The organism is Methylobacterium sp. 10, from assembly GCF_000519085.1.
Lineage (GTDB): Bacteria > Pseudomonadota > Alphaproteobacteria > Rhizobiales > Beijerinckiaceae > Methylobacterium.
The window spans coordinates 2,881,558-2,899,899 of record NZ_KI912577.1 but is presented as its reverse complement, the minus strand read 5'-3'; the positions used below and the strand labels follow the sequence as shown (position 1 = coordinate 2,899,899).

Genomic DNA, 18,342 nt, shown 5'->3' with positions numbered 1-18,342 from the left:
TCCCGCGCGATCCGGCCGTCATCGAGGACTATTCGATGTCCTCGACCTCGCCGGCGCCGCCATAGACGCGCTGGGCCAGGGACGCTTCCATGAAGGGATCGAGTGCGCCGTCCAACACTTCGTCGGGATCGGTGGACTGGGTGCCCGTGCGCAGGTCCTTCACCAGCTGATACGGCTGCAGCACGTAGGACCGGATCTGGTGGCCCCAGCCGATATCGGTCTTGGCCGCGTTCTCGGCATTGGCCTTCTCTTCGCGCTTCTTGAGCTCGGCCTCGTACATCCGGGCGCGCAGCATGTTCCAGGCGGTGGCCCGGTTCTTGTGCTGGGATCGCTCCTGCTGGCACGCCACCACGATCCCGGTGGGATTGTGAGTGATGCGCACCGCCGAATCGGTCGTGTTCACGTGCTGGCCACCGGCACCGGACGAGCGATAGGTGTCGATGCGGCAGTCCGATTCCTTGATCTCGATGACGATGCGGTCGTCGATCACCGGATAGACCCGGACGCTGGCGAAACTGGTATGCCGCCGCGCGCTCGAATCGTAGGGCGAGATCCGCACGAGACGGTGGACGCCGGATTCGGTCTTGAGCCAGCCATAGGCGTTGTGGCCCTTGACCATGAGCGTCGCGCCCTTGATCCCGGCCTCGTCGCCATCCGACCACTCGACGATGTCGACCTTGTACTTCCGCCGTTCGGCCCAGCGGCCGTACATGCGCTGGAGCATATTGGCCCAGTCCTGGCTCTCGGTGCCGCCGGCCCCGGCATGGACTTCGACATAGGTGTCGAGCCCGTCGGCCTCGCCGGACAGGAGGGTCTCGATCTGGCGGCGCGCGGCCTCCTTCTCAACGGCGCGAATGCCGTTCTCGCCCTCGAGGATGGTGTCCTGATCGCCTTCCATCTCACCGAGCTCGATGAGCGTCGCGGCGTCATCGAGATCCTGGCTGAGCTTCTTGATCGCGCCCGCGGCGTCTTCGAGGGCGCCGCGCTCGCGCATGACCTTTTGCGCCGCCTCGGCGTCGTTCCACAGGTTGGGATCCTCGGAGGCTGCGTTCAGCTCCGCGAGGCGTTTCTCGACGGTATCCCAGTCAAAGATGCCTCCTCAGCAGTCCGATCGACTGCTTGGCGGCATCCGAGAGTTGTTCGATCTCGGCGCGCATCTGGTGTTTCGGCTCGTGGTGCGAAGGTGTGGGGTTCGGCGTGTGAACGCGGGTGATACCGAGACGCCCGCCCAGTGTAAACGGCAGCACCCGTCTTCCGCTCCCTCACGATCCGGGAAGTTCACTCGCATGACGCCAGCCACCACGGCTCGACCCATCGGCCGCATTCGGACGCGAGGGGGCTGTCTCGCGGCGAGTCTCGCGATCATCGTCGCGGGGCTGACCCTGCGCCTCGTTCCCCTCGGTCTGCCGATGGGGATCGTCAAATACGGCGGCTCGGCCCTGTGGGCGGCGATGGTCTACGGTCTGGTCGCAATGTTGCTGCCGCACCGGCGCGGGCGGACGATTTTCCTCGTCGCCGGTGTGATCGCCCTGCAGGTGGAATTCTCCCGCCTCATCCATACACCGTGGCTCGACGCGTTCAGACTGACGCTTCCCGGCGCGCTGCTGCTCGGACGGATCTTCTCGCCCTGGAACCTGGTCGCCTATGCCGCAGGCCTCGCCGCATCCGCCCTCGTGGATCGCTGGGCCGACGTCCGGGCGAAGGGGAGATAGGGGTCAGCGGCCGTAGGCGGGGGGCGCGACACGCGCCGGGGCCAGGACGAATTCGTGCGGCCGCTTGCGTCCGTTCAGCGGACCTTCCGTCGGCGAATCCTCAAAATAGCTGTTGCCGCTGAGGCCGAACCCGCCGCCATTCATGACGCTCGGCACGGGAATCGCGCGCGCATCGTCCGGGACGGGACGGCCCGTCGCTCGGTCGGTGGGCAGGATGTACGGGCCGTTCGCCGCCGTATAGGACGTCTGGGCGACGGCGCCGGAGGCGAGGGACAGGCCAAGGCCGATCAGGCCTGTGGCGGCGAAGGTCGAAAGATGCTGCACGGGTCGCTCCGTCGCGGTTTTGCGGCCTTGGCCGCTCATGCCCATACCATGCCCCAGGAGAGGTTGCCTGTCCGTGTCCTCGCCGCGCCAGGACGTAACTTTTTCGAGGCCGGCCAATCTCTCACGGGGGAGACGCCTCCCGACCGAACTGGCAACCAGCCCGGAATCTCCGCGTTGAACCCACAAGCGCACTCGTTAAGCGCATTCAGCAAGGAGCCCACCATGAGCGCCATCAAGATCTCCACCGCCGCCGCAGCACTGGTCGTTGCCCTGTCCGGTGCCGCCTTTGCGCAGACCGGAATGCCCGAGAGCCATGGCACGAACGCTGCCGGTTCAAAGTCGGGCGTGGTCGGCAAGGGGGACAGCATGGAGGCAGGCCCCGCCACCACCGGCACTGCGACCGCGCCGGGCGCCCGCATGGCCCCGGGCAACGCCATGCCGTCCACTCCCGGCATGACCACCAACGATCCGAGCGCTGCGCCGCGGCCCGTCTCCCCGGCGCCTGCCGTTCGCTAAAACCAGGGCCGATCGCCCACAAAAGGAAAAGGCCGGAGCGATGCTCCGGCCTTTTTCGTGGATGAGACGGTATGTCCGCGCAGCTCAGCCCTTGGCGCGCAGGACGACCTGGGGCTCGCGTTCCACCGGCACGCAATTGGTGCGGATCGCGTTCAGAATGAGGGGCTGCGAGTCGCAGACATAGCTTAGACCCGGTTCCGGCGCGGGAACGGGGTCGCGTGCGACGATCGGGTTCGGCGCGCAGGCACCGGCCGATGCGGCCAGCAGCAGCGCGACGGTCAGGGTCAATCCGCGCATACGATCCTCGGTGACAGGCGACATGGCGCGACCCTGCGCAGCAACGCGTTGCGTGACAAGCACATGGGAGCGTCGCGGGCCGCTTTGGCGCGACCTGTCTCCCCCCCGCAACAACGCCGGTGACGCGCCTCAGCCCGCCTTGGTGAGCGGCACGACGTTGTGGAGCGTGCGATCCGACGTCTCGAAGAAGCGGCGAATATTGCGGGCCGCCTGACGGATGCGCTGCTCGTTCTCCACCAGCGCGATACGGACGTAATTGTCGCCATGTTCGCCGAAACCAATACCCGGCGCCACCGCCACGTCCGACTTCTCGAGGAGGAGCTTGGAGAATTCGAGGCTGCCGAGGCCCTGATACTTTTCCGGGATCGGCACCCAGGCGAACATCGAGGCCGACGGGCTCGGAATCTTCCAGCCGGTCTTGTCGAACGACTCGATCAGCGCGTCGCGGCGCTTCTTGTAGATCGAGCGCATCTCGACGATGCAATCCTCGGGGCCGTTGAGGGCGGCGGTGGCCGCCACCTGGATCGGCGTGAACGCCCCGTAATCGAGGTAGGATTTCACCCGCGTGAGGGCGGCGAGCAGGCGCTCGTTGCCCACCGCGAAGCCCATGCGCCAGCCGGCCATGGAGAAGGTCTTCGAGAGCGACGTGAACTCCACCGTGCAATCGATGGCGCCCGGCACTTCCAGCACCGAGGGCGGCGGCTCGCCGTCGAAATAGACCTCGGCATAGGCGAGATCCGACAGGATGATGATCTCGTGGCGTTTTGCGAAAGCAACGAGGTCCCGGTAGAAATCGAGGCTCGCCACGTAGGCCGTGGGGTTCGAGGGATAGCACACGACGATCGCCACGGGCTTGGGGATCGAGTGCTGCATCGCCTTTTCGACGGCGGGGAAGAAGGCCGGGGTCGGCTCGGCCGGCACGGAGCGGATCACGCCGCCCGCCATCAGGAAGCCGAAGGCGTGGATCGGGTAGCTCGGGTTCGGCACCAGCACCACGTCACCCGGCGCGGTGATCGCCTGCGCCATGTTGGCGAAGCCTTCCTTGGAACCCAGCGTCGCCACCACCTGGGTGTCGGGGTTCAGGCTGACGCCGAAACGGCGCTTGTAGTAGTTGGCCTGCGCCCGGCGGAGACCCGCGATGCCCTTCGAGGACGAATAGCGGTCCGTGCGCGGCCGTCCGGCCGTTTCCACCAGCTTGGCGATGACGTGGCGCGGGGCATCGAGGTCGGGATTGCCCATGCCGAGATCGATGATGTCGGCACCGTTGGCCCGCGCCTGGGCCTTGATCCGGTTGACCTGCTCGAAGACGTAAGGGGGCAGGCGCTTGATGCGGTGAAAATCGGTCATGGGCTTCACGGGATCCGATGCGCCAATCGCATGATTCGCGCGTTCAAAACTGTCATCACTCTGACGTGGTCGGCCTGTCTACCATCTCGGTGGCCAGGAGCCGACCGTTATTGTGCAGGCTGCATCTGGCCGGTGGCGCGCGCGGCACTCTCGGCGGCACGGCCCTTGGCCTCGTTGCGCCCGCGCGCGCCCATCAGATCGTTCTCGAGATCCTTGGTCCCCTCGGCGGTGCGGGCGCGGATGGGTCTGGCGGGTGCCGCGACACCCACCGGCAGGTACTCGGCGTCGGTCTTGCGCGACTCGACCACGAAGTCGGGCGCCTTCACATCCTTCGGCCCGCCCCCGGCGAGCGTATAGGCGCCGCGCATGGCATTGAGGTCGCCGGAGCATCCTCCCGCGGTGAGCAGGCCGCCGAAGACGAGGGCGAGGCGGGGAGCAAAGCCGCACCGCCTGTAATTCCGTGATGAAGGCTCTGACATAATGACCCGAAACGTAAGCCGTGCCCTGGCGGAAAGTCGAGGTGCCGCGTTAATTTGTCGAGAACGAGGACGGTTCGGCCGGGCCGTCCCGCGGAATAGAGGGGAAATCAACGCGTGACGACCGACAGGACGACACCGCTTCCCGACATCGACGCCTTGTCGCGCAACGCGACGTTGCTGATCGAGGAGTTCACCCGCACGGCCGGCGCCTACATGAAGCCGATCAGCCAGGCCGATCCGCTCGATCCCGAACTGGCCAAGCCCCCGGAAGAAGTCAACGACGTCGTCAAGACCCTCGGCACCGTCGTCGAGCGCTGGATGGTCGACCCGCAGAAGTCCCTCGAAGCCCAGAAGAAACTCAGCGACGCGTTCATCACCCTCTGGGGCTCGACCTGGCATCGGCTCCAGGGCGAGGAGGCGTCGCCGGTGGCGTTGCCCGAGGCGAAGGACAACCGCTTCAAACACGCGGAATGGTCCACCAACCCGATCTTCGACTTCATTAAGCAGAGCTACCTCATCACCTCCCGCTGGGCCGAAGAGCTCGTCGATGAGGCCGATGGCATCGACGAGCATACGCGGCACAAGGCGCAGTTCTACCTGCGCCAGATCGTCGGTGCGCTCTCGCCCTCCAATTTCGTGATGACCAATCCCGAACTGATTCGGCACACGCTGCAGGAGAACGGTGCCAATCTCGTGCGCGGCATGAAGATGCTTGCCGAGGATATCGAGGCCGGCAAGGGCCAGCTGCGGGTCCGCCAGACCGACCCGTCCGGTTTCGAGGTCGGCGTCAACGTCGCGGTTTCGCCCGGCGAGGTGGTGTTCCGCAACGACCTGATGGAACTCATCCAGTATTCGCCGACCACCGAGACGGTGCTCAAACGCCCGTTCCTGATCGTGCCGCCCTGGATCAACAAGTTCTACATCCTCGATCTCAACCCGTCGAAAAGCCTGATCGGCTGGATGGTGTCCCAGGGCCTGACGGTGTTCTGCATCTCGTGGGTCAATCCCGACGAGCGCCATGCCGACAAGGATTTCGAAAGCTACATGCGCGAGGGCATCGAGGCGGCCATCGACGCGATCGGTGTCGCCACCGGTGAGAGCGAGGTCGCCGCGGCCGGGTATTGCGTCGGCGGCACCCTCCTCGCGGTGACCCTGGCGATGCAGGCGGCCACGGGCAACAAGCGGATCAACAGCGCCACCTTCCTGACGACGCAGGTGGATTTCACCCATGCCGGCGACCTCAAGGTCTTCGCCGACGAGGAACAGATCCGCGGCATCGAGGCCCGCATGAAGAAGCGCGGCTACCTCGAAGGCTCCGGCATGGCGACCGCCTTCAACATGCTGCGCCCCAATGATCTGATCTGGTCCTACGTGGTCAACAACTACGTGAAGGGGCAAACGCCCTCGGCCTTCGACCTGCTCTACTGGAACGCCGACGCTACGCGCATGCCGGCAGCCAACCATTCCTTCTACCTGCGCAACTGCTACCTCGATAACACCCTCTCCCAAGGGCGCATGATCCTCGGCAACGTCCGCCTCGACCTGAAGAAGGTGAAGGTGCCGATCTTCAACCTCGCCACCCGCGAGGATCACATCGCCCCCGCCATCTCCGTGTTCGAAGGGTCTTCGAAATTCGGCGGCAAGGTCGATTACGTGCTGGCCGGGTCCGGTCACATCGCCGGCGTGGTCAACCCGCCCTCCAGGCCGAAATACGGGTTCTGGACCGGCGGACCGGCCAAGGGACGGCTGGAGGACTGGATTTCGGCGGCGACCGAGCACAAGGGATCGTGGTGGCCCTACTGGTTCGATTGGCTGGAGAAGCAAGCGCCCACCCGCGTGCCGGCGCGGATCCCCGGAGAGGGCGGACTGGCCTCCCTCGGGCCGGCACCCGGGACCTATGTCCGCATGAAGGCATGATCGGTTGAATGGCCGAGCCGGCAACGGGACTGTCGGTGGCCTCTGCGGCCGACTGACGTTTGTTAGACTGCGTTTTCGGATCCGCATCACCTCATCTTGAGGTGTCGGAGCGAAACGGAGGCCTCGAAGGAGGCCTCCGTTTCGCGCAAGAGTGCACTCAGAACTTCCGCACCAGCGGCGCGGAAGCGATCGGCGCTGCCGGGGCGCCGAAGACGTAGCGGAAGCCCACCGAGACGATGTCCGCGCTGCCGCTCGTATCGGCAGCGAGGGAGATATTGCGAAAATTGTAGTCGCGGCCCGGCCCGGCCAGGAGCTTCGAATCGCCCACCAGGAAGAGGTGGGAATAGGCGATGTTCAGGGTCAGCGTCTCGCTCCAGCGATAACTGCCTCCGAGGGAGACGTTGAAGCGGTCGCTGTCGGGCAGCCTCACCGAGCGGTTCGAGAAGTCGATGGGAGATTGCTCGTAGGCGAGGCCGGCCCGGACCGTCAGGGCGGGCGACCAATCGTACTCGCCACCGACGGAATAGGTGTAGCCGTCCTTGTAGTTCAGGGGCAGCGTGGTCGCGATGCCGCCGGTGGTGCGGCCGACGATGCCGACATCGCCGAGCCTCGACCAGTTGTCCCACTCGAAACCGAGATTGACACGGGCGACCGGACTGACGGCTTGGGTCAGGCCGACACTCAGCTTCTCCGGGGTGTTGAGGTTGGCGGTGACCTGCTGGCTCAGGAAAGCGGCCGGCCCCGGTAATATGAAGGCGCCTTCGATGTCGTGATGCACGGAGGAGCGATAGCCGACGCCCAACGCCGTGCCGGCCCAGGGTGTGATGAGCACGCCCGCCGTGAATCCGATGCCCCAGGATTCTCCCTTGAGCGACGCGTTGGGGGCGATGAGCGGGCTGAACGAGAGCGGGAAGGCCTGGCGCAGGGTCAGGCGGAAATACTCGATGTTCGGCCCCGCGGCGACCGAGAGCCACTCGTTGACCTTGAAGCCGATGGTCGGGTTGAACGAAAGCGAGAAGATGCGGCTCGACCGTCCATAGACCGCACCGGCCCAGTCGTCCCGAGGCTTGGTGACGAGGCCGAACGGTGCGCCGGTCTGGATGCCGATCCAGAGCCGGTCGGTGAGCTGGTAGGAGGTGGCGCCGGCCGGGATCACGGCCCCCTGGCCGATGTCGCCGCTGCCGCCCAGCGGCGCGAATAACGGGGAGGTGCCGTCGGTGGGGGTGATCTTGGAGGAGAGATTGATGAAGCTGAGATTCTGCTCGCTGACCCAGCCGGGGCTCATGGTGATCGTGGCCGGGTTCCAGAACATCGACGAGACGCCGCCGGAGCCGGACGCGGCGCCTGCGAAAGCCTGACCTTGCGCGAGGGTGCTCTGTTCGCGGATGCCGAACGCGCCGGCGAGGGCTTCACCCGCCGTCATGGCCAGGACAGCGGCGGAGAGTCCCGCCAGAGCCGCGTTGCGAATCGTCATGGCCATGTCCTGCTTCCGACCCTTGCTTGCGATGCTCGGATTTACCGCGGCGTGATCCCCGGCTCGCATCTTGAGCAGAAGAGTGCCTTTCTTGGTCGGTCTATGCAATCCATGTGTGGTGAAGTCTTAATCATTTCATAATCCGAAATATACTTTGGGAACATATCGGGTCATCTTGTCGGCCTGGGTCGTCGAGAGGCATCGGAGGGAGTGGTTCACATCTAAACTGTCCGATTTACACATGGTATAATCGGCACGAAAATGCGTGTTCCGCCGCATTCCCGAGCCCATGTATGAATTATGCAACATGCTCCTGTCCGGCATCGACACCTTGCCAGGGGCGGTGGAGGGACCGATGTCTTCGCCAGCCAACTGATCGAAGCGGAGCGAGAACCGATGAAACTGGTGCGTTACGGAGACGTGGGCGACGAGAAGCCCGGCTTGATCGATGCGAAGGGCGGGTTGCGCGATCTATCGGGCATCCTGCGCGATATTTCCGGGGCGGCCCTCGCCACCACGTCATTGGAGCGCCTGCGCTCCATCGATCCCGAAACGCTGCCGCTCCTGCCCGCCGAGACGCGACTCGGGCCGTGCGTCGGCGGCACCCGCAACTTCATCGCGATCGGATTGAACTATTCCGACCACGCGACGGAGATCGGCGCCGACATCCCGTCCGAGCCCATCGTCTTCAACAAGGCGCCCTCCTGCATCTGCGGCCCCAACGACCGCGTCATCCTGCCGAAAGGGTCGGCCAAGACGGATTGGGAGGTGGAACTCGCCATCGTCATCGGCGCACGGGCATCCTACGTCCATGCCAACGAAGCCCTGTCCTATGTGGCGGGCCTGTGCCTCTGCAACGACGTCTCCGAGCGCGAGTTTCAACTGGAGCGCGGCGGGACATGGACCAAGGGCAAGGGCTGCCCAACCTTCGGCCCCCTCGGACCGTGGCTCGTGACCCTAGACGAGATCCCCGACCCGTCCGCCCTCGACCTGTGGCTCGACGTGAATGGCGAGCGGATGCAGTCGGGCTCGACAGCGACGATGATCTTCGGCGTCGCTCAGATCGTCGCCTACCTCTCGCATTTCATGATGCTGGAGCCTGGCGACGTCATCACCACGGGCACGCCCCCCGGTGTCGGGATGGCGCAGAAGCCCCCCCGCTTCCTCAAGAACGGGGACGTTGTGACCCTCGGCATCACCGGGCTCGGCGAGCAGCGCCAGGAGATCGTCGCCTTCGACGACTGGACGGCGAAGGTCGCGGCAGGCGAACCGACTCATTGAGACGGGGCGGGGATCGAAATCCCTCCTCGCTCGTCTCCTCTGCTAGAGGCAGCTTGGCCGGTAAACTGCGTCGCACGGCTCGGCCCATGGCAGTTGGAAGGACCTAACCTTGAGCATCGGACTGATCGCCCTCCTCGACGATATCGCGGGACTGGCCAAGGTCGCGGCCGCGTCCCTCGACGACGTCGCCGGGCAAGCCGCCAAGGCCGGTGCGAAGGCGGCAGGCGTCATCATCGACGACGCCGCCGTGACGCCGCGCTACGTCGTGGGCTTCGCGGCCGAGCGCGAATTGCCGATCGTGGGCAAGATCGCCATCGGTTCGCTGCGCAACAAGATGCTGTTCCTGCTGCCGGCGGCCCTGCTGCTCCAGGCCTTCGCCCCGTGGGCGATCACCCCGCTGCTGATGCTCGGCGGGGCGTATCTCTGCTACGAGGGTACCGAGAAGGTCTACGAGGCGCTGTTCCCGCACAAGGCTCATGCGCACGAGGCCAAGCTCGATGCCGATGCCGGGGACGGCCAGGCTTTGGAAGCGCGCAAGGTCTCGAGCGCGATCAAGACGGATTTCATCCTGTCCGCCGAGATCATGGCGATCTCCCTGGCCTCCCTTCCCGAAGGCAGCATCTGGACGAAGGCGATCGTGCTGGCGGTCGTCGCCATCGGCATCACGGTCTTCGTCTATGGCGGGGTCGCGCTGATCGTGAAGGCGGACGATGCCGGGGTCGCGATGGCGAAGAACACCTCGGCTTCCGTGTTCGGCAGCGCAATCCGCGGTTTCGGCCGCGCGTTGGTCAAGGGCATGCCGGTCTTCCTGCAAATCCTGGCCGTGGTCGGCACCGCCGCGATGATCTGGGTCGGCGGCGGCATCCTCGTCCACGGCCTCGAAGGATACGGCCTGCCCCAGGTCGCCCACGCGATCCACGAAGCCGCTGCCGCCAGTGCGAAGCTGGTTCCGCCGATCGGGGCCATCGTCGAATGGATCGTCACCGCCATCGGCTCCGGGCTCGTCGGTCTCGTGGTCGGCGGTGCGCTGATTCCGATCACCAGCTACCTTATTGCGCCCCTCTGGTCGGGCCTGTCGGGCTTGCGCGGCAAGACGGCGTGAGGAGCCGATTCTGGCCGGTCTGAAGGGAAATGCATCGGGGCATGCGGCCGGCCCGGCTTGATTTTCCGGCGAAGATTCGCCTCATGGGGGCCATGACCGAGACCGTGGCCCCCCTCGCCCCTTTTCCCGCCACCGAGATCCCCGCGATCCGACACGATTGGTCCGTGGCGGAGATCCAGGCGATCCACGACCTGCCGCTCCTCGACCTCGTGTTCCGGGCAGCACAGGTTCACCGCGCACATAACGACCCGGCCGACATCCAGCGCGCCGCCCTGCTGTCGATCAAGACCGGCGCCTGCCCCGAGGATTGCGCCTATTGCCCGCAATCGGCGCATCACAAGGGCACCGGCCTGCCGCGCGAGCGTCTGATGCCCGTGGACAAGGTCCTGAAGGAGGCCGCCGCCGCGAAAGCCGCTGGCGCCCACCGTTTCTGCATGGGCGCTGCCTGGCGCCAGCCCAAGGACGGGCCGGAATTCGATGCGGTCCTCTCCATGGTGCGCGGCGTCCGCGGTCTTGGGATGGAGGCCTGCGTCACGCTCGGCATGCTGACCCCGTCCCAGGCGGGCCGCCTCGCCGAGGCCGGGCTGACCTCCTACAATCACAACCTCGATACCGGCCCCGATTTCTACGGCGACATCATCTCGACGCGGACCTACGAGGACCGCCTGAACACCCTTCAGAACGTGCGCGATGCCGGGATCGGCGTCTGCTGCGGCGGCATCGTCGGCATGGGCGAGGGCGTGCAGGACCGGGCGGCGATGCTCCAAGTGCTCGCCAACCACGCCCCCCATCCCGAGAGCGTTCCGATCAACGCACTGGTGGCCGTGGAGGGCACCCCCCTCGAAGGCCGGCCACCCGTGGATCCGCTCGATCTCGTACGGATGTGCGCCACGGCCCGCATCGTCATGCCGAAGGCGCGCGTGCGCCTCAGCGCCGGCCGCAAGGGTCTCACCCGCGAAGCGCAGATTCTGTGCTTCCTGGCCGGCGCGAACTCGATCTTCTACGGTGAGCGCCTACTCACCACGGCCAACAACGAGACCGATGCCGATGCGGAGCTGCTCCGCGACATCGGCATTACCGTGCCGGGGCTGATCCTGGCGGCAGCCGAATAGGTTCAGAGCGAGGACGGCGCACGATCCGGGATTACGATCCGGAAGCGGGCGCCCTCCCCCTCCGCCGTCGGGTCGAGGGTAAGACTGCCGCCCTGAAGCTGGATCAGTTCGGCGGCGATCGGCAGCCCGAGCCCCGTCCCTCCCGAGCGCATCGAGCCCTCGAACGGCGAGAACAGGTTCGCCCTCGCCCGTTCGGGAAGCCCGGGCCCGTTATCCGCGATGAGGATCGTCACCCCGCCCGCCCCCGGCCGACCGTGGCGTGTGGCCTCAATCTCGATCATTGGATCGAGCAGCCGCGCCTTGTCCGAACCGATGGCCTGAACGGCGTTGCGCACGATGTTGGTGAGCGCCCGCGAGAACTGGTCGGGATCGACCTCCACCTCGATATCCTCGTCGCAAACCACGCGAATCGTCACCCTTGATGCGCCGTCGAGCCTGGACAGATCGGATTGCTCGGCGAGGATCGGCGCGAGCTCGACCTTCCGCCGTTGCGGCACGGCCTCCGTCGCCCGCCCATACGACAGCGTCTCCTCACAGAAACGGATCGCCCGGCCAAGGGTGGCGAGGAGGCGGGGGGCGATGCGCTCGACCGCCGGGTCGGACACGGATTCCAGCCGGTCCCCGAGGAGCTGCGCCGTGGTCAGGAGGTTGCGCAGTTCGTGATTGATCTTGCTCACCGACAGGCCGAGTTCCGCGAGGCGTCGTTTCTGGCGAAGCTCGCCGGCCAGCGCCGTCTCCATGCGGGCCAGGGCCACCTCCGCGTGACCGATCTCGTCGGTCCGGCGCGACGGCGTGATGATGCGGTCGCTCCCCTGGGGATCGTCGGCGAACTCCGTGATGTTGCGGGCGAGGCGCCGGACCGGGCGCACGATGATCCGCTGCAGCATCAGGAAGACGAGGCCGGCGACGGCCGCGGCGATTGCCAGCGACGAGAGCAGCAGCCGGTCGGCGAAGTCGATCAGCGCTTCACGCAGGGGAGCCTCGTCGAGGAGGATCTCCACGAGGTCGAACCCGTCCCGGCCGTGGCCGATGACCCGGACCGGGCCCTTGCTCTTGGAGAAAACGGTGCGCCATGCCCCCCCGATGGAAGCGATCCAGTCATGGGAGCGCAGGTCGACGAGGCCGGCGACCTCGGAGGGCATCGCATCCACGGCGAGGAGGCGGCGCGTCCCTTCGCCGCGAACCGCGATGGCGCTGGCGCCGACCCCCTTCAGGAGATGCCGCGCGAGATCTTCCGAGACATGCTGATCGGGCGAGGCTTCGAGGACGAGGGCGGCGATCTGAGCGGCGGCGATACGGTCCGACAGCCACATGCGCCGGTAGTTCGCCACGGTCGGCACGTAGATCAGGATCTCGACCAGGGCGACGAAGGCGATGGTCACGAGAAACAGCCGGCCCGACAGGCCGAGATGACGGCCGATTCCCGGCCGAGCCTCCGCCTTGACGGGGACAGGCAATTCCATGCCGGCGCGTGGCGTCGCGTCCATCACGGGCTCCCAATCATCCCTCATCCCGGGCTTCTTCGCTCGTCCCGGTTTCTCCGGCGCAGTGCCTCCCGCGGCGGTCATTCCGATCTCTCGGCGTCCAACTCTACGTCTTAATGCGATGAATTTACATCACGGTTACGCTCCGGCTGCCGCGCCGTCGAGTGTCCGGCCACGGGGATCTGCGACGTACCGCTGCGTTTGCGGGCAAACCGGCGCCTCAGCCCGATGGAGAGCAACGCGAAGGCGGCGAGGCCGCCGAGGCCGGCGAGAGTCTTCACGGTGACCAGAGACCGCAGGGACAGGGCCTCGTCGCAGGCGTCGGCGCCGCTCGCCAGACACGCCGCCTTGGCCGCCTCGTTGGCCGCGACGACATCCTCGATCGCCGATCCGGCTGCCGCATAGGCGAAAGCGCCGGGGGCGAGACCGAGAAAGGTAGCCAGCACGAAGGTGCGCAGGGGAACGCCGAAGGCCGCCGGGGCTAGGTTCGTCATCCAGAACGGAAAGATCGGCAGGAGCCTCAGGACGAGGATGTAGCCGAAGGCATCGTCGCGAAATCCAGCGGCGAGGCGGCCGAGGCGCGGCCCGGCGCGGTTCAGGAGAAGCTCCGACACGGGTCCACGGCCGATGGAGAAGACAATGGCCGCCCCCGTCGTCGCCGAGACGAGAGCAATGCCGGCGCCCGTGGTGGCCCCGAACAGGAAACCGGAAAGGATCGTCAGGACCAGCGAGGCCGGCACGGAGACGATCACACAGCCGATATAGACCAGGCAGGCGATGCCGATGGCGCGGAGGCGATCTTCGGCCACCGCTTCCACCAGCGATGCACGATAGGACAGCAGGCGGTCGAAGCTGAGGAGGTGCGAGGCGCCGGAGACCAGAACGCCGAGCGAGATGACCACCAGGGCGAGGATGGGCAGCCACCGCAGGGCGCGGCGCAGGGAGCCGTTCGACGGGCGTGTCATCGCTCCGGCACCCTGGTCCCGGTCCGACGCGCCAGGTTCAGCCGGGCTTCCGCATCCTCAGGATCTTGAAGAAACCACCGGGGAAGGTCGGCGAGACGCCGATGAACTCGACGCCGTTGCGCCGCGCCCAGGCCTCGATGCGCGTCGATTTGAAGGCCGAGGACCAGCCGATCTTGGTGCAGAGCGGTGCCACGATCTCCTCGACCTTGGCGACCGCCCCCTTGGTCTGGCCGAAATGGTTGGCGAGCACGATCTCGCCGCCCGGCCGCACTACGCGGAGGAATTCCGACAGCGCGGCTTCCGGGTCTGGCACCAGGGTGATGAGGAACTGCGCGACCACCGCGTCGAAACTGGCATCGGCATAGCCGAGGCGGCACACGTCCATCACTTGGAGGCCGCGGACATGGGTGAGGCGGCGGCGGAGCACCTTGGCGCGGGCGCGCTTCAACATGTCCTCGGACAGGTCGACGCCGCAGACGAAGCTGCCGGGCGGATAATAGCCGAGGGACAACCCGGTGCCGACGCCGGCCTCCAGGATGCGCGGCCCGCATGCGGTGGCGGCCATCACCGCGTCGCGTGCTGCGGGCTCGGTGAGCTTGTCGTAGACGACATCGTAGACCGGTGCCCAACGGGCGTAGGCCTTGCGCATCAGGGCCGTGCTCGGACCGGCCTGCGGCTCGCTCAGCATTTCGTCTCTCAGTCCTGCAGATGGGAAGGGGTGGCGTCTCGGGCGGTTGAGCCGGGGGGCTTGTGACGGGCGGCCTGGTTTTCAGGCCGCTTGCGCCGCTCCCGCTGCCAACGCGTCGATGCGGCGAATGGTGCCGCCGCCGAGCACGCGCGCGCGTGGGCCGTCATCAGCGTAGATGACGCAGGCCTGGCCTGGGGAGACGCCGTCCTCCGGTGTGGCCAGCACGATCTCGGCGGTTGCTCCACCGGAATCGAGCGTCAGATGCGCCGGGCGCGGTTCGCGGGTCGAGCGGACACGCACGGCCACCGGCATGTCGACGACTCCGCCCGGCGGCACGATTCCGAGCCAGTTCAGGTCGTCGAGGCGGATGCGGCTGGTGGCCAGGGCGGAACGCGGGCCGACCACCACGCGGGCGGTGGCCGGCTCTAGGCGGATCACGTAGAGCGGCTCGCCGACGGCGAGGCGAAGACCCTTCCGCTGCCCGACCGTGTAATGGATGATGCCTTCATGCTGGCCGAGCACACGGCCGTCGAGGGCGACGATGTCGCCGGCACGGGCCGCATCCGGCCGCAGCTTGGCGATGACGTCGGCGTAGCGCCCCTGGGGCACGAAACAGATGTCCTGGCTGTCGGCCTTCTCGGCGATGGCGAGGCCGAGCTCGCGGGCGAGGCGGCGGGTCTCGTCCTTCGGCAGTTCGCCCAGGGGAAAGCGCAGGAAATCGAGCTGCTCGGCCGTGGTGGCGTAGAGAAAGTAGCTCTGGTCACGGGCCGGATCGAGGGCGCGGTAAAGCCCTCGGCCGCCGTTCTCCACGGGCCGGCTCGCCACGTAATGGCCGGTGGCCAGCACGTCTGCATCGAGGTCGCGGGCGGTGGCGAGCAGATCGCGGAACTTGATCGAGCGGTTGCACTCGACGCAGGGGATCGGCGTCTCCCCGGCCAGATAGCTCTCGGCGAAACGGTCGATCACCGATTCCCGGAAGCGGTCCTCGTAATCGAGGACGTAGTGCGGGATGCCGAGGGTTTCGGCGACGCGGCGGGCATCGTGGATGTCCTGGCCGGCGCAGCAGGCGCCCTTGCGATGGACCGCCGCCCCATGGTCGTAGAGCTGCAACGTGATCCCGACGACGTCGTAGCCCTGTTGGCTGAGCAGCCCGGCCACGACGGAGGAATCAACGCCGCCGGACATGGCGACGACGACGCGCGTCTCGTGCGGGGCCTTGGGAAGGTCGAGGGAGTTCATCACGTCACGGGTTCGCCGGCAGGCCGCAGCGCCCGCACATGCGGAGTCTATAGCGATCCTGAGGTGGAACTTCCAGGCAGGCCGGGCGGCAGGTCTCGCCTGTCGACGGGCCGGACCCGGCAAATCCTGCCTGGACAGGGATCATTTCGCCGGGTCGAGCTGACATGATTCACGGGCGACGAAAAAACTGTCTGTCGGAACAATGGGTTGCCGGGCGTGATTCGTGGCTCGGAGCTTGCGCTGTGGGAGGGCGAGGAGATTGCGCCGAATGGCCACCACGTCGATCAACGGAGACCAGGCGGTGCGGCTCGCGAGCGCGATCGCCGCGCGTCCCGCCACGATTCTTGCCACCGATGCGGCGGGCCTCGAACGTTTCAGCATCCCCGTAGGCGAGCCGGCCCCGTCTCCGATGCCGGCCTCACGCGGAGCCGTGGAGCCGAAGACGGCCATTCGCGAGCGTGGAGCGGCCAAGACCGTCGTCGCGACGTCGCTGGCTTCGCCGATCGTAAAACCGTCCTTGCCGGTGTCCGCCATCGTCCGGCTGGGCGCGACGAGGATCCCGTCGTCTCTGCAATCGAAGGGCGATGCCACAGGTCCTGCGGCGCCTTCGCAGCGGACGGCTTATGATGGGCTCGTATTGGTCGATGCCGGAGGAGTGGTCTCGGCCGAGGCGGCATTGCGGGAGCGGGATTCGGTTTCAGGGCAGATCGGGGACGTGGGTGAGACACGGTCGCTGCGAGCCCGAAGGGACGAGGATCAGGCGACGCCGCCGGACGAGGCAGACCCCGGGACCTCGCCGTGGTTGCCCCAGCAGCAGGCCATTGGCGCCCCCATGCCGGTATCCGAGGGCGCTCGGACACCGCAGGTCTCATCCAGTCGGGAGGAAGATCGCGATTCCTCAGCGAGCCTGACAGACGCCGCGCCTCTTGCAGGTTTGCCGGTGCAACGTAACGCTCCCTCTCTCACCCCATTGGCGGAAGGCGGCGGGTCGCAGGTCGCCCTGTCGCCCCAAGAGCCGGGCCGGGCTTTCGCTTCGGCGACGACCGGCACCGACATGCAGCCCCCCATGCCGCGACAGGGCCGAGACTCATCGATGGCGGGCGCTCTGGGAGGCGCCGCCGCTACGCCGGGCTTCCCTCAGCAGCCGATGCGTCAGGCTTTCGTTGCCATGGCCGAAAGGGCAGGCACAGAGGCCACGCTGTCCAAGCAGGATGCGAAGGCGACGTCCGCTCCCTCCCCGATCCGCTCCGGAGCGCTGTCCCAGATGCAGCAGCAAGCCGGCAAGGCAGTCTTGCCGATGACCGATGGCGCCGGAACATCGACCACCACTTCCGTGCAGGGAGGATCTGAGAGCCCTGAATCGGCCCGAGCCGCCGGAACGCCGTCAGGGCCGACGTTGCAACGGACAACCCAGGCTCCCGTCCCGATGCCTCGGAGTGGCGGAACTTCGCCCATACAGGAGGAGACTGCGGCAGCCGCTCCGGTTCCGGCGATCGCATCTCCGGCCGTCGCCGCCGAGCCGGTGACGACGGCCGACGAGCGGAACGACGAAGTGGCGGTTCCGGCAAACGGCACGGTAGGGAACCCGGCCGCCGCGGCGATCTCTGCCCTCGACCTGCCCGAACTCCTCGCGCCTCCGCCTCCGGCCAACGCACCCGCGATGGCGATTCAGGCCGGTGCCGCAGCTTCTCCGAACGCGAGCGCAATCGCTTCACCCGGCACGGGCACCTCGCACGCTGCCTCCGGTCGCCCTGTCTCCGTATCCGCACCCGGCGCCGATCGCCCGGCTGCTTCCCAGCGCGAGACCGCATCGGCCGAGGCTTTCGACGAACTCGCGTCCGGATCGACGGTGACCCCCGACGATCTCCCTTCCGCCCCCGCGGCGCCCTTCAGCCCTGTGCCGGCAGCCCACATTCCCGCACCCGCCCCCGAACCCGCCGGCGCCCTTCCCCAGACACAGGCGGCGCCGGTGCCCCTCGGCGCGGTTCCGATGACCATCGGGCTTCGGTCGCTGGCCGGGTCGAACCGTTTCGAGATCAGCCTCGATCCGAAGGATCTCGGGCGGATCGACGTGAATCTCGACATCGACAAGGACAGCGGCACCGTCACCGCGCATCTCACGGTCGACAGGCCGGAGACCCTGGCGCTGCTCCAGCGCGATGTCGGCAACCTGCAGCAGGCCCTGTCACAGGCCGGCTTCGATGGGGGGGATGCCGCCATCAACCTGTCCCTGCGCAGCGACACCGGCTCCAATGGGGGCAACGGCGCCGAGCGGGATGGCGGGGGTGGCCGGGATGGCCGTCCCGGCACGCCCGGTTCCGACCTGAAAGACCCGCGCCTTTCGAACGACGCCGTGCCCCTGCGTATGCTGCGCGGCCCCGGCGGCATCGACATCCGAATCTGAG

At 67.0% G+C, this 18,342-nt stretch carries 18 protein-coding genes; 7 read left to right on the top strand and 11 right to left on the bottom strand.

Annotation, left to right across the window (positions count from 1 at the left end; translation table 11 throughout):
* Positions 1–28: 28 nt before the first annotated feature.
* A protein-coding gene (gene prfB, locus K368_RS0113430; protein ID WP_155935136.1) for a peptide chain release factor 2 occupies positions 29–1,157 on the bottom strand; the annotation gives its coding sequence in 2 pieces (ribosomal slippage) (positions 29–1,087 and positions 1,089–1,157; 1,128 coding nt in all).
* Positions 1,158–1,286: 129 nt separating this feature from the next.
* On the opposite strand from prfB, the gene K368_RS0113425 reads away from it, so the two are divergent.
* Positions 1,287–1,712 carry a DUF2809 domain-containing protein gene (locus K368_RS0113425; RefSeq protein ID WP_027172857.1) on the top strand — a complete coding sequence of 142 codons (426 nt, stop codon included), beginning with the start codon at positions 1,287–1,289 and terminating at the stop codon, positions 1,710–1,712.
* Positions 1,713–1,715: 3 nt separating this feature from the next.
* Here K368_RS0113425 and K368_RS0113420 read toward each other — a convergent pair whose 3' ends face one another.
* Complete coding sequence (locus K368_RS0113420) at positions 1,716–2,036, bottom strand: hypothetical protein (RefSeq protein ID WP_245259574.1); 321 nt, start codon at positions 2,034–2,036, stop codon at positions 1,716–1,718.
* Positions 2,037–2,258: 222 nt separating this feature from the next.
* Here K368_RS0113420 and K368_RS0113415 point away from each other — a divergent pair, with 222 nt between their 5' ends.
* Positions 2,259–2,552, top strand: a complete 294-nt coding sequence (locus tag K368_RS0113415; RefSeq protein ID WP_027172855.1) for a hypothetical protein — start codon at positions 2,259–2,261, stop codon at positions 2,550–2,552.
* Between the two features lie 84 nt (positions 2,553–2,636).
* Here the strand turns inward: K368_RS0113415 and K368_RS0113410 are convergent, their stop codons facing one another.
* From K368_RS0113410 to K368_RS0113400, 3 genes are all read right to left on the bottom strand, one after another.
* Positions 2,637–2,849 (bottom strand): hypothetical protein, encoded by a 213-nt coding sequence (locus K368_RS0113410; RefSeq protein ID WP_027172854.1) that lies wholly within the window; start codon positions 2,847–2,849, stop codon positions 2,637–2,639.
* 129 nt (positions 2,850–2,978) lie between these two features.
* Positions 2,979–4,196, bottom strand: a complete 1,218-nt coding sequence (locus K368_RS0113405) for an LL-diaminopimelate aminotransferase (RefSeq protein WP_018044439.1) — start codon at positions 4,194–4,196, stop codon at positions 2,979–2,981.
* Positions 4,197–4,303: 107 nt separating this feature from the next.
* Positions 4,304–4,675: a hypothetical protein gene (locus K368_RS0113400; RefSeq protein ID WP_027172853.1), complete on the bottom strand. Its 372-nt coding sequence runs from the start codon at positions 4,673–4,675 to the stop codon at positions 4,304–4,306.
* A 114-nt stretch (positions 4,676–4,789) separates the two neighbouring features.
* Between K368_RS0113400 and phaC the strand changes: the two genes are divergently transcribed.
* Positions 4,790–6,592, top strand: a complete 1,803-nt coding sequence (gene phaC, locus K368_RS0113395) for a class I poly(R)-hydroxyalkanoic acid synthase (RefSeq protein ID WP_027172852.1) — start codon at positions 4,790–4,792, stop codon at positions 6,590–6,592.
* Between the two features lie 157 nt (positions 6,593–6,749).
* Here phaC and K368_RS0113390 read toward each other — a convergent pair whose 3' ends face one another.
* Complete coding sequence (locus K368_RS0113390) at positions 6,750–8,015, bottom strand: outer membrane protein transport protein (protein WP_245259685.1); 1,266 nt, start codon at positions 8,013–8,015, stop codon at positions 6,750–6,752.
* A 447-nt stretch (positions 8,016–8,462) separates the two neighbouring features.
* Between K368_RS0113390 and K368_RS0113385 the strand changes: the two genes are divergently transcribed.
* The 3 genes from K368_RS0113385 (at position 8,463) to bioB (ending at position 11,561) form a co-directional block, all read left to right on the top strand.
* A complete protein-coding gene (locus tag K368_RS0113385) occupies positions 8,463–9,347 on the top strand; it encodes a fumarylacetoacetate hydrolase family protein (RefSeq protein WP_027172850.1) in 885 nt (294 codons plus the stop codon).
* A gap of 109 nt (positions 9,348–9,456) precedes the next feature.
* A complete protein-coding gene (locus K368_RS0113380) occupies positions 9,457–10,449 on the top strand; it encodes a DUF808 domain-containing protein (protein ID WP_027172849.1) in 993 nt (330 codons plus the stop codon).
* Between the two features lie 92 nt (positions 10,450–10,541).
* On the top strand, positions 10,542–11,561 hold the full coding sequence (gene bioB, locus K368_RS0113375; RefSeq protein WP_027172848.1) for a biotin synthase BioB: 1,020 nt from the start codon (positions 10,542–10,544) through the stop codon (positions 11,559–11,561).
* A gap of 2 nt (positions 11,562–11,563) precedes the next feature.
* On the opposite strand, the gene K368_RS0113370 is transcribed toward bioB, so the two are convergent.
* The 5 genes from K368_RS0113370 to K368_RS26670 all read right to left on the bottom strand — a co-directional run bounded on the left by K368_RS0113370 (position 11,564) and on the right by K368_RS26670 (position 16,528).
* Entirely contained in the window at positions 11,564–13,024 is a 1,461-nt protein-coding gene (locus tag K368_RS0113370) for a HAMP domain-containing sensor histidine kinase (protein ID WP_051440055.1), read from the bottom strand.
* A gap of 134 nt (positions 13,025–13,158) precedes the next feature.
* Entirely contained in the window at positions 13,159–14,010 is an 852-nt protein-coding gene (locus K368_RS24645) for a VTT domain-containing protein (protein WP_036266293.1), read from the bottom strand.
* Positions 14,011–14,047: 37 nt separating this feature from the next.
* Positions 14,048–14,698, bottom strand: a complete 651-nt coding sequence (locus K368_RS0113360; protein WP_027172846.1) for a class I SAM-dependent methyltransferase — start codon at positions 14,696–14,698, stop codon at positions 14,048–14,050.
* Between the two features lie 81 nt (positions 14,699–14,779).
* The gene (gene mnmA / locus K368_RS0113355; RefSeq protein WP_027172845.1) at positions 14,780–15,937 is read right to left on the bottom strand and encodes a tRNA 2-thiouridine(34) synthase MnmA; all 1,158 of its coding nucleotides are present in this window, start codon (positions 15,935–15,937) and stop codon (positions 14,780–14,782) included.
* A gap of 141 nt (positions 15,938–16,078) precedes the next feature.
* The gene (locus tag K368_RS26670; protein WP_027172844.1) at positions 16,079–16,528 is read right to left on the bottom strand and encodes a hypothetical protein; all 450 of its coding nucleotides are present in this window, start codon (positions 16,526–16,528) and stop codon (positions 16,079–16,081) included.
* Between the two features lie 835 nt (positions 16,529–17,363).
* On the opposite strand from K368_RS26670, the gene K368_RS26665 reads away from it, so the two are divergent.
* Positions 17,364–18,341, top strand: coding sequence for a flagellar hook-length control protein FliK (locus K368_RS26665; RefSeq protein WP_245259573.1), 978 nt, complete (start codon positions 17,364–17,366; stop codon positions 18,339–18,341).
* Position 18,342 lies beyond the last annotated feature (1 nt).